The sequence below is a fragment of the Leptospira langatensis genome, assembly GCF_004770615.1.
Taxonomy (GTDB): Bacteria; Spirochaetota; Leptospiria; order Leptospirales; family Leptospiraceae; genus Leptospira_B; species Leptospira_B langatensis.
In genome coordinates this window covers 252,255-263,758 of sequence record NZ_RQER01000002.1, presented here as the reverse complement: position 1 = coordinate 263,758, position 11,504 = coordinate 252,255, and the positions used below count along the sequence as shown (strand labels likewise).

Genomic DNA, 11,504 nt, shown 5'->3' with positions numbered 1-11,504 from the left:
TCAAGGTGGGAGCGCTGGATTCAACTAAATTTCGTGGAATCTCCTAGTTTCTCGTTCAAGCGAATTCTTGCTCTTCTTCTTTTACTCATTTTGAATGTTCCTCTCTTTTCTCAGGAACAAACGATTCCAGAATTGCCGGTCTTAGATCCTGTAAAACCCCAAAAGCAAGACAGGCCAAAGCCTAGGATCTTTCGTTACAATCGACTTACGATCCAAGAAGATCCGTACAAGGCCCCTTCTTCCATTCCGAGGGATTTTGTTCCTCCCCAAAACAGTACTTTATTATTTTCTACTGAATTGAAATCGGACCGATTGCTGGAGAATAAGGAATCCATCGTGGTTTTCAAGAGTACCTTCTCCAAGCAAGTTCTCGAGACTTACTATGAGATCCTGATCTTCAACTTGAATCATAAGATCCTACAAAACCAAAAGACGGACGCAAAGAGTTTGTACTTAGTGGAAGTATTCGGTCGGAAAACCGTCGCAATCTCCATCGTTCCAAACGAGAACGGTTCCTTGGTGAAATTATTCCACAGAACCTCCGGAGGCTTCTAATGGCAGAAAAGGACGGAATGGACGCAACGAACAGAAAGGTGTTCAATATCATTCTGGGGATTTTTTGTCTAGGAGCGGCTGCCCTTCTATTTGTGGTCTTACGACCTTATTTCTATTCCGCTCTGGTGGCTCTGATCCTCTATCTTGCAACTCGCAAGCAGTACAAGCAGCTGAGAAGGCTTATCGGGCCTCGTTTTGAATCATTTGCTCCTTGGATCATGATAGGCTCCGTATGTATGATCGTTCTTCTGCCTTCTTATTTTATGATCCGGACATTGATCGAGGAATCCCTTTCCATCCTATTCAAGATCCGTATCTCTCTTTCTGAGGATAAGATCATAGATACGATGATGAACCTGAATATCTTAACGGATCTAGTCACCGATAACCCTTTCTTTTGGGTGAAATTGCCGGAGATCTACGGAGAATTCGCTCGGAACTATATAGATATACTGAACTTGGACAGCTTGTATGCGGTCTTAAGCAATGCTTCTTCCTTTATCCTAGGCTCCATCGATCTTCCTGCAGGGATTATCATGAATCTATTCTTCTCGGTCCTGCTCTTATTCTTCTTCTACCAAGACGGAAGAAAGATGGAGCGTTTTATCTTGGACAATCTCCCCTTCTCCGCAGAAGTAGAGGAGCAGGTAGGAAGAAAGATCGCCGCCGCTGTACAAACTGTATTTAAAGGAAATCTAATTGTTTCGATCCTGCAAGGTGCCGGGATCTATATTCTCTTGCTATTCGCAAAGATCTCGAACCCGTTCTTGTACGCGAGTCTCGCTGCTTTCTTCTCTTTGATTCCTGTGATCGGAACCTCTGTAGTTTGGCTTCCGATCGGGCTTTATTTAATGTTCATCGAGAACAATATGTTAGGCGCGAGTTTCTTCATGATCATGGGGCTCACCTTATACCTTGTTCTGGAGAATGTGGTAAAACCCAAGATGTTGGATAAGAAGTTACGCATTCATCCTCTTCTGATCTTTCTCTCCTTGATCGGAGGGATCCAGGAATTCGGGATCATGGGACTCGTGCTCGGACCGGTGGCAGTGACCATGGTAGTAATCCTTTGGGATTTCTGGAAATTGTACAGAAAAGATTTTTTTACCAGCTAAGATCCGATGGAAGAAAGCAAACCTCTTTCCGTTTCGGAAGTAAATTCCATTATCAAGCAACTATTGACCGGGCCGGAGATCCTGAGAAATATCTGTGTCCAGGGAGAGGTCTCGAATTATTCCAAATCCCACCAAGGGCATATTTATTTTAATCTAAAAGATCCGAAATCCCTGATCGCCTGTACTTTCTTTTCCTATAGCAACGGAAAGTATAAGGGCAAACCGATCGAGAACGGAATGGAGATCAAGGCGTTCGGAACGATTTCCGTTTATGAGCCTAGAGGACAGTATAATTTAAATATTTCTAAAGTAGAAGAACTTGGACAAGGGGATCTTCTTCTTCAAGTGGAAGCTCTCAAAAGAAAGCTTGCCGCTCAGGGAGTATTCGACCTGGAAAGAAAGAGAAGACTACCGGCATTTCCCTGGAGGATCGGAGTCGCTACCTCTCCTACCGGAGCCGCGATCGAAGATATCATTCGGATCGCAAAGCAAAGGTTTCCTAAGATCGATATTCTCATCTCTCCCTGCTTGGTACAAGGGGATGATGCACCCGATTCCATCGTGAGTGCGATCCGACAATTGAACGATCCTAAATGGGATGTGGATCTGATTATTGCCGGACGAGGCGGAGGGAGCTACGAGGATCTCATGGCCTTCAATGAGGAGAAAGTGGTACTCGCATTCGCGGAGTCCAGGGTCCCGATTATTTCTGCAGTGGGTCACCAGATCGATTCTGTACTTTCGGATCTGGCAGCAGACCATTTTGCTCCCACACCCACTGCCGCAGCGGAAATGTCTGTGCCTGAAATGGAAGTGGTCGAATCCGAACTTTCGGAAATCGAGATCCGTTTGCGTACTGCTCTCCAGAACCGGGCTATGAACCTAAAGGAGAAGCTGCGCATCCTTACGAATAAAAAGGCATTTATAGAACCTAGATCCATGCTGAATGATCGGATATTGCAGCTAGATGAAATTAATTCCCGCATCCTCCTCTTGGGAAAGAACTATATCATGACTGCGCGGAATCGCTTTACTCCTATTTCGAGCGGGCTTTTGGCTTCCTTTAAATCCCATTTGGAAAGAAAGAGAAAAGAGTTCCAACTTCTCGCAGGAAAGGTGGACGGATTTTCTCCGTTGGGAACCTTAAAGAGAGGATATTCCGTGGTTCGAAAGAAAGGAAAAAAAGTCGTTACTTCTCCGACCCAATTAGAGAAAGAGGAAGAACTCGAGGTCATTTTGGCGGAAGGAAGGATCCGAGTCTCATACCAGGGTGAAATCAAATGACAAAGAAGACGGAAATCAGCTTCGAGCAGGCATTAACCGAACTAGAACAAATCGCCGAGAATTTGGAAAGAGGACAATTGACCCTGGAAGAGAGTATCAAGTCCTATGAGAGAGGAATGGAGTTAAAGACCATCTGCCAATCCATTCTCGCTGAGGCAGAAGGAAAGATAGAGTATCTTTCCAAGGCAGGCTCCGGAGAGACCCAAAAGAAAACGGCCAGTCCAAAATCGGAAACTTCTTCTAGAGCTGCTACTCCCCCACCTGCCGACGAAGAACTTTTCTAAAAGGATCTTTATATGCCTCGATCTAACCGGTTGCTAAAGAGAAACTTCAGCGCATAGATCGAGGCAAATTCAATATTTCTAAATTAAATCCCCGCTTCTTTCGTTAACGAGTCGTATATATAACCGTGAGAGGAAATTACGATCGGAAAGAATATAACGAATAGCACGAGAGCGATCAGATATCTTAAATACATGCTGATCATTCCTGCGATCCAGCCGAGTACAATTCCTCCTATAGCGATCGAGATTACTAACAGAAGGGAACCCAAGAAGATGGTCCATTTTTTTCCGTAAGTGATATCGTTGCTTTTCTTGATCGCTTGGCTGGGTTCCAGGCCTTTATCGAGCAATAGAAAGAGGGCTTGTCCCCAAGAGATACCGATCACCATTGCAGGGATGATCAGAAAGATCAGTCCAGCGGAGACCCCTACTGAGATCAGGCCATATGTGAGAAAGAATTCTCCCATATATTTTCTGTTTCCGGCATCGAATATATCTGTCGGAGATACGCTTTCCCCTTTTCCTATCTTGATCGGCAAATAATAGAATAAACCGATCGTAGTTCCGACGTTAAAGTAAGGGATCCATAGAGTAAGGATCCAAAGAATAAACGCTACAAATAAGGTCAGGAAATTCTTTAATCCCAACGCAATGCTGTTCTTGATAATTCCCTCGATAGTCAGTCTTCCATCCATCTTTGTCTCTCCTTTTGAGATTTTGAAGTCGGAAAGATAATGAATATTACTCAGGTGTCAATTATTTATTAGCCGAAAATTCTTTAATCTTAGTTCACGCTTAGGGTAAAAGAACCTGCATTCGTAACCGGAACGACTAAGCAGCGGGTGCTACCGTTAGTTGTGCTTACCCCGGAATACGATTCCGTCCCTACATTCTCGCTCCGAAACTCAACCCCACTGAAATCTGTTGGGATCAAGGAAACATCCTCCGATCCGATCCAGAGGTCCGCTTCTCCAGTGGTGAAAGTCACGTTGAACGTGTTGCTAGAACCGTTTCCGGTAAAAAGAAAGAAGTAATAGTAATAACTTAAGCCAGTGAAGGTGGTAGTCCCCCCTACACTGATCGCGTATGAACTGATGGTAGAATCAGAACATCCTCCTGTGGGAACAGGAGTAAATGTGGAACCGTAGGCAGAATACAATAAGGAAGCAGCGGAACTATCGTCCGTGCTTGTGTTCCCGGTTGTATGACAGGCCATGGAGAGGAGAAGCACTAGGACAAAAACTGTAGCTTTGGTTTTGAGTATAAATTTCATTTAGAAGGTATAGCCTCCTTATTAGAAACCCGGTTCCTAGGGTTTCGTTCCTAAAATATTCTATTCGGCGGATGAAATTGGAAAATTTGAGCAAAATCCTTCCGCCCCCAGAATCGGGGTTGGTTTCTATATTTCGAATGCAAGTAACTTCCAATATCACCTCCTTAAGGGATGAAAATCGCAACGGGATGTAAACTTCCGTTCATTAAATATTCATAATGAAACAATAAATAGATAAAATGGAAATTGTAATCCTTTTTTTGAAAAGTTATTTGTCGATCTGATCCAATTTCGTCGAATGTCCTGCTAAGAGAGGTATTAAAAATTTGAAATATAAAATCGCCTTATTTCGTTTATTAAGCGCAATTGTTTTTGCATCGTTTCTTGGATGCAAATCCCATCACAGTAGCAATATGCTAGGGTTGCTGTTACTTGACTCTAATTCTTCCGGCGGTGGCAGTAAAGGTTTTGTGACTGGCCAAGCTGCTTCGGTTGCGATAGGCCAGAATAATTTTACAACTGGTGTCGAAAATAACGACGGATCAGGAACGACGATTGCAGCCGCAGGCGTTTCCTTATCTTCCGTAGGAAATGCTTGCAGTTCAGTTGGTCCGAGAGGAGCTTCTCTCTATGCGAATGGTGTTCTCTTCGTTCCGGACACTGGGAATTGCAGAACCCTGGCCTTCAATTCCGTTCCTAGTTCAAATTATCCGACTGCGAATTTCGTAATCGGACAAGCGGATGGGACGAGTTATGCAAGTGTTGCTAGTGCAACCGTTTCTGTTAAACCGGTAGATATTGCAACCGATGGTACTAAGCTTCTGATCGGCGATCAAAGTGCGAATCGTGTACTCGTATATAATACTTTTCCGACGGCTAGTAACGCTTCCGCCGACGTCGTGATTGGGCAGTCAAATTCTACCAGTACTACCACTGGAACTACATCTCAAAGTACGTTTCGACTGCATGCAGGTGGTCTTACTGTTTCTTCCGGAGGAAAAGTCCTAGTTTCGGACAATACTCGTTGCGGTGTATTGATTTGGAATTCCATTCCAACTGCCAATGCGACTAACGCAAACCTTGTGCTGGCAAAAACGAATTTTACTAACGTTTTTGCAGGGTATGATTTAGCTAGTTGTTTAAATAATGTCGGAGTTTGGACAAACGGTACGAAAGTGCTAGTGGCGGATACAGGAAATCATCGAGTATTGGTTTGGAATTCCTTTCCCACATCTAATGGGCAGTCAGCTAATTTAGTATTAGGTACTACTAGTACTACCTCACCGGCATCCGGTTCTGGAAACAATCTGATGAATGGCCCTACCTTTGTTACTTCCGACGGAACTCGGATCTTCGTAACCGACTCCGGAAATAACAGAGTCCTCATTTGGAACTCTTGGCCGACTACAAGCGGCGCCGCAGCGGATGCTGTCCTTGGACAGTCTGGCTTCAGTGGAACGAGCGCAAATACAACCGCGACAGGACTCAGCAATCCGCAAGGGGTTGCCCTTATTAATTCAAATCAGCTCATCGTAACGGATACTGGGAATTACCGACACCTGATCTATAACGCGCAGTGATCTGAGAATCCCGAATATTCTCTAGGGTTTCTTTTAGAAATAAAAAGCCCTAGAGTTTACTGCTCCTTATTCTTTCAAGATAGGAGCCTTGAATTTTACGGATCTTCTTTTTCGATCAGAAATTCCCCTTCTTCTTTCTTTCATCGAAAGGCTTTCTCTTCTCAAATGTTCGTTTGATTACGAAATCGAAAATTTTTTCAAAAAGGACTACACAAATGTGGGGAATTAGGGTCTAATAAAAAGACCCTTACGGATCTATTTTTATAAGGCTGGAAGATGCGAAAGGAGTTGGCTCCCCCTGCAGGGCTCGAACCTGCGACCCAGTGATTAACAGTCACTTGCTCTACCGACTGAGCTAAAGGGGAGTATCGCGGTAGCAGAATCCAGTTTTTAGAAATGAGGCGAGCTGGCAATGAAAAATCTTCGAGACATAGGCATTTTTCAAATCGGCTCGCGCACAGAAATTTCCCTGAAAACAGAACCCCTTTGGAAAAAGTGCTATGGGAAAATTTGAAAGCTATAGTAGCGTGACATAATCCAAAAACGCACTATATTTTGCCGGAGTTTCATTGAGGAGCATGCTATGAAGCTAAATAGACATTTCACTTCACCAGATACGGGATTTTCCAAGGAATTGAATTGGGTAAAACGGAATTCTAAGATTTCGAACCCTGACGGTTCTGTCGTTTTCGAAGCCAAGGACATACTTGTTCCCGACCAATGGTCTCAAGTTGCCGTCGATATCCTCGCTCAGAAGTACTTCCGACGCAAAGGAGTGCCTAAATACTTAAAAAAAGTAGATGAAAAAGGCATTCCGGAATGGTTACAACGCTCCGAGCCTGACCAAGAGAAACTCACTTCCCTGAAGCAAGAGGATCGCTTTGGCGGAGAGACATCCGCTCTAGAAGTATTCCATCGTTTGGCTGGTTGCTGGACGTATTGGGGATACAAGTACGGTTACTTCTCCGATGAGGAAAGCGCTAAAATCTTCTACGACGAAGTCGTACATATGCTCGCATCTCAAATGGCTGCTCCTAACTCCCCTCAGTGGTTCAATACCGGTCTGCATTGGGCGTACGGGATCGACGGCAAATCCCAAGGACATTTCTATGTGGATCCAACCAGTGGCAAACTAGTGAAGTCTGCTTCTGCTTATGAGCACCCACAACCTCATGCTTGTTTTATCCAAAGTGTGGACGATGATCTAGTGAACGAAGGCGGTATTATGGACCTTTGGGTCCGTGAGGCTCGTCTCTTCAAATACGGTTCCGGAACGGGAACCAACTTCTCCAACCTGAGAGCGGAAAACGAATCCCTTTCCGGCGGAGGAAAAAGCTCCGGTTTGATGAGCTTCTTAAAGATCGGAGATCGCGCCGCAGGTGCGATCAAATCCGGAGGAACCACTCGCCGCGCCGCTAAGATGGTTTGCTTGGATGTGGATCATCCCGATATCGATCGTTTCGTAGACTGGAAAGTAGAAGAAGAGAAGAAGGTAGCTTCTCTTGTGACAGGTTCCATTCTGAACAATCGCCATCTAAATGCGATCATGAAGGCTTGCTATGAGATGGAAGGTGTAGAGCGTTTCGAGCCTACTAAGAACCAGGCTCTCAAAAAACAGATCCAAGAGGCAAAGAGAGTCCTTATCCCTGATAATTATATCAAGAGAGTGATCGATCTTGCGAAGCAAGGATACAAAGAGATCCTGTTCGAAGAGCTGACTACTGACTGGCAATCCGAAGCATATAACACTGTTTCCGGTCAGAACAGCAATAACTCAGTTCGCCTTCCGAATGAGTTCATGAATGCGGTAGAGCAAGACCTACCTTGGCATTTATTTAATAGAACGGAAAAAGAAAAGGCTCATAAGGAGAAGAGATCTCCTAAGCCTTCTAAAACGATCCGCGCTAGAGAGCTTTGGGATAGAATTTCCTTTGCTGCTTGGGCTTCTGCGGATCCGGGAACTCAGTATCATACAACCATTAACGAATGGCATACCTGTCCGGAAGACGGAGCGATCAATGCTTCTAACCCATGTTCCGAATACATGTTCTTGGACAATACGGCTTGTAACCTGGCTTCTGCAAACCTGCAGAAATTCATCGATCCGGAAACGCTTGTTTTCGACGTAGAGGGTTTCCGTTATCTTTGCAGACTTTGGACTGTGATCCTCGAGATCTCCGTGACTATGGCTCAATTCCCTTCCAGAGAGATTGCAGAGCTTTCTTATAAATTCCGTACCCTTGGATTAGGGTATGCGAACCTCGGTTCCGCTCTCATGATCATGGGAATTCCTTATGATTCTAAGGAAGCGATGTCTATCACTGGTGCAATCACTGCGATCATGCATATGACTGCTTACGCTACTTCTGCAGAAATGGCGAAGGAACTCGGACCTTTCTCTGGTTACGAAAAGAATAAGAAGCATATGCTTCGTGTGATCCGTAACCACAAAAGAGCTTCTTATAATGTTCCTTCCGAGGATTATGAAGGACTGACCATCAAGCCTGTGGGGATCGATCCTGCATTCTGTCCTTCTTATCTTTTGAAAGCGGCGCAAGAGGATTCCGACAAGGCTCTAAGTCTAGGAGAAGCCCACGGATATAGAAACGCTCAAGTAACCGTGATCGCTCCTACTGGAACCATCGGTCTCGTAATGGATTGCGATACGACAGGGATCGAGCCTGACTTCGCTCTTGTTAAATTCAAGAAGCTGGCCGGAGGCGGATACTTCAAGATCATCAACCAATCCGTTCCATTGGCGCTTCGTAAATTAGGATATTCTCCTTCCGAGATCGAATCGATCGTGAATTATTGCAAGGGACATGCCACTCTGAACGGAGCTCCGGTCATCAATACCCAAAGCCTGAAAGAGAAAGGGTTCACGAACGAGATCCTGGAGAAGGTGGAATCTTCCCTTCCTTACGCGTTTGATATCAATTTTGCATTCAACAAATTCAATTTGGGAGAGGACTTCTTACAAAAGAATTTGGGGATCGCAAAAGAGACCTATGATTCCTTTGCATTCAATCTGTTGGAGCATCTCGGATTCTCTAAGGACGAGATCAATAAAGCCAACGATTATGTTTGCGGAACCATGACTATTGAGAATGCACCTTACTTAAAAGAGAAAGATTATCCTGTATTCGATTGCGCGAACAAGTGCGGAAAATACGGAAAACGTTATCTTTCCTACGAATCCCATATTCGTACAATGGCAGCGGCTCAACCTTTTATCAGCGGTGCGATCTCCAAGACCATCAACCTTCCGGAAGATGCAACTATCGAAGATATCAAGAACGCTTACTATATCTCTTGGAAGATGATGGTGAAAGCGAACGCTCTCTACCGTGACGGATCCAAACTTTCCCAACCGTTGAATTCCGTAATGGAACTTCTGAACGGGATCGAGTTAGAAGAACAAGAGGAGATCGCAGAAGCTGCGGTTGCCAAGGATCCTGCTCAGTTTGCGGAGAAGATCGTATACAAATACATCTCTCATAGACGCAAGCTTCCGAACCGACGCGCCGGTTATACCCAGAAAGCAGTTGTGGGTGGACATAAGGTCTACTTGAGAACCGGTGAGTATGAGGACGGACAACTCGGGGAGATCTTCGTGGATATGCATAAGGAAGGAGCTGCATTCAGAAGTTTGATGAATGCATTTGCGATTTCCGTATCTCTTGGATTGCAACATGGAGTTCCTTTAGAAGAGTTCGTGGATGCATTTACATTCTTCAAGTTCGAGCCGAACGGTATCGTGACCGGAAACAAACATATCAAAATGAGCACTTCCGTGATCGATTTCATTTTCAGGGAATTGGCAATCACTTACCTCGGAAGATACGATCTGGGCCAAGTAGCACCGGAAGATCTAAGAGGAGACGAGATCGGATCCAGAAAATCCTCTGAATCGATCCAACCTAAGCCTGCTACTTCTGCAACTCAGACTGCGGCTCCTTCTGTAGAGACAGTTCCTCAATTAGAGCCTGAGACAATTTCCTACTCTCAGATGATGAGGACGGAAAAACCGACTTCTGGGATTGCACTGATGGAAGAGATCAAGCTTGCGAGGATCAAAGGTTATACTGGAGACTCTTGCACAGAGTGCGGATCCTTCGAGATGGTTCGTAACGGTTCCTGCTTGAAATGTATGTCTTGCGGTGCGACTACCGGTTGCTCCTGAAAGAAAGCATTTGGTTTAGAAAATAGAGACTTTAGGAAGAAGGAAGTTCCCTACTTCCTAAAGATCCAAAACTTTTAAATGCAAAATAAAAAGCCCGAGGTGGTAAATAACCTTGGGCTTTTATTTTCTAAGGCTTACTTGATACTTTAGCTCTTTGATAGAAAAGTGTGGAATTAGAATAAAAGAATAGAGCTGTTAAACGATCGATCATCGAATTTAGGATCGATTAATTAACTTAGAAAGCGATTTCTATTAGATTAAGTAGCTTGTACCTGATGAGATCAATTCTAAGGGATCAGCCCGCCATTGGGAGGACCAGCCGGGCCGTTTAATCCAGGGATCTTGACTTCGGGTCTTTGCACAAGTCCGGTGATCGGAACGCATTTTCCGCCCCCGCTCTTTTCTAACAGGGCAAGCATTCCTGCAATATCCTCTCTTTCCGTTGCGAAGTCCCTTTCTAACTCGAAGCAGATCCTAAGATTCAACTGGGAATAAGCAAAGTTGTCAGCGAGTCTTAAATTTCCGTGCAGATCCAATCTTCCGATAGAGGTATCTATCAGAAATTCCTCAAATTCCAGATTTCCTTGATCTAACTTGGAAGTAATGAGTATCTTATTGATCCTGAAGTTCTCTATCTTTCCTAAAAGAGGAAGCTCCGGCATTCCAGGCAAGAATCCCCTACTTCCTTCCGGCATTTTTAGGGAAAAGGAACCGCTGTATCTGCTAGCAGGAACAACGAGTGAGTCTATCTTGAGATGTCCCTCTAACGCGTCTATTGTCCCAACTTGTTCTCCGTCGTATTCTACCTTGATCCCGCTGATGTCAAAATCCCCGTTGATCTTCTTACGGATCAAAGAAAGGAGTCCGGCCTGGATCTCTGCCTTATTTGCTCTCATTCGAAAGCTTTGGCCCATGATCTCAAGTGATTTAACCGAAACCTCTCCGAGAAGAACGGAAACGGAAAGCTCCCTGAAAAATACCATGCTTGGTTGATTGGAGGAAGAATTCAATACCTGGCGAACTATATTCTCGTAAGGAAATAATAAGATCAGAAACAGAAGAAAGGAAATAAATCCGGATCCGACTAGGATCAACTTTTGTTTGATGGAAAATCTGGGAACTTCCTCTTCCGAGTCTTCCGGAGGAAGATCCTCCAATTCCATGGTCAGGAACTCTTCTTCCTCGTTAGAGATAATCTCTTCCTCTTCTATGTTTTTCTGACGAGGCATA

General features: G+C 44.6%; 9 protein-coding genes and 1 tRNA gene. 6 read left to right on the top strand and 4 right to left on the bottom strand.

Features of this window, described 5'->3' with window-relative positions:
- The first annotated feature begins 33 nt into the window (after positions 1 to 33).
- Genes EHO57_RS04020 through EHO57_RS04005 form a run of 4 tightly spaced genes read left to right on the top strand, consistent with a single transcriptional unit; the run spans position 34 to position 3,238 of the window.
- Entirely contained in the window at positions 34 to 555 is a 522-nt protein-coding gene (locus EHO57_RS04020) for a hypothetical protein (RefSeq protein WP_135643149.1), read from the top strand.
- A complete protein-coding gene (locus tag EHO57_RS04015) occupies positions 555 to 1,670 on the top strand; it encodes an AI-2E family transporter (RefSeq protein WP_135643147.1) in 1,116 nt (371 codons plus the stop codon). Before EHO57_RS04020 ends, EHO57_RS04015 begins: the two co-directional genes overlap by 1 nt.
- Before the next feature lie 6 nt (positions 1,671 to 1,676).
- The gene (gene xseA, locus EHO57_RS04010; protein WP_135643145.1) at positions 1,677 to 2,954 is read left to right on the top strand and encodes an exodeoxyribonuclease VII large subunit; all 1,278 of its coding nucleotides are present in this window, start codon (positions 1,677 to 1,679) and stop codon (positions 2,952 to 2,954) included.
- Positions 2,951 to 3,238 (top strand): exodeoxyribonuclease VII small subunit, encoded by a 288-nt coding sequence (locus tag EHO57_RS04005; protein ID WP_135643142.1) that lies wholly within the window; start codon positions 2,951 to 2,953, stop codon positions 3,236 to 3,238. Before xseA ends, EHO57_RS04005 begins: the two co-directional genes overlap by 4 nt.
- Before the next feature lie 83 nt (positions 3,239 to 3,321).
- Here the strand turns inward: EHO57_RS04005 and EHO57_RS04000 are convergent, their stop codons facing one another.
- Positions 3,322 to 3,933 (bottom strand): hypothetical protein, encoded by a 612-nt coding sequence (locus EHO57_RS04000; RefSeq protein WP_135643140.1) that lies wholly within the window; start codon positions 3,931 to 3,933, stop codon positions 3,322 to 3,324.
- Between the two features lie 89 nt (positions 3,934 to 4,022).
- Complete coding sequence (locus tag EHO57_RS03995) at positions 4,023 to 4,511, bottom strand: hypothetical protein (RefSeq protein ID WP_135643138.1); 489 nt, start codon at positions 4,509 to 4,511, stop codon at positions 4,023 to 4,025.
- 413 nt (positions 4,512 to 4,924) lie between these two features.
- On the opposite strand from EHO57_RS03995, the gene EHO57_RS03990 reads away from it, so the two are divergent.
- On the top strand, positions 4,925 to 6,091 hold the full coding sequence (locus tag EHO57_RS03990; protein ID WP_135643136.1) for an NHL repeat-containing protein: 1,167 nt from the start codon (positions 4,925 to 4,927) through the stop codon (positions 6,089 to 6,091).
- Positions 6,092 to 6,380: 289 nt separating this feature from the next.
- On the opposite strand, the gene EHO57_RS03985 is transcribed toward EHO57_RS03990, so the two are convergent.
- Positions 6,381 to 6,456 (bottom strand) — tRNA-Asn (locus EHO57_RS03985).
- Positions 6,457 to 6,674: 218 nt separating this feature from the next.
- Between EHO57_RS03985 and EHO57_RS03980 the strand changes: the two genes are divergently transcribed.
- On the top strand, positions 6,675 to 10,274 hold the full coding sequence (locus tag EHO57_RS03980) for a vitamin B12-dependent ribonucleotide reductase (RefSeq protein WP_135643133.1): 3,600 nt from the start codon (positions 6,675 to 6,677) through the stop codon (positions 10,272 to 10,274).
- A 287-nt stretch (positions 10,275 to 10,561) separates the two neighbouring features.
- Here EHO57_RS03980 and gspN read toward each other — a convergent pair whose 3' ends face one another.
- Complete coding sequence (gene gspN, locus EHO57_RS03975) at positions 10,562 to 11,503, bottom strand: type II secretion system protein GspN (protein WP_135643131.1); 942 nt, start codon at positions 11,501 to 11,503, stop codon at positions 10,562 to 10,564.
- Between the last annotated feature and the right edge of the window lies 1 nt (position 11,504).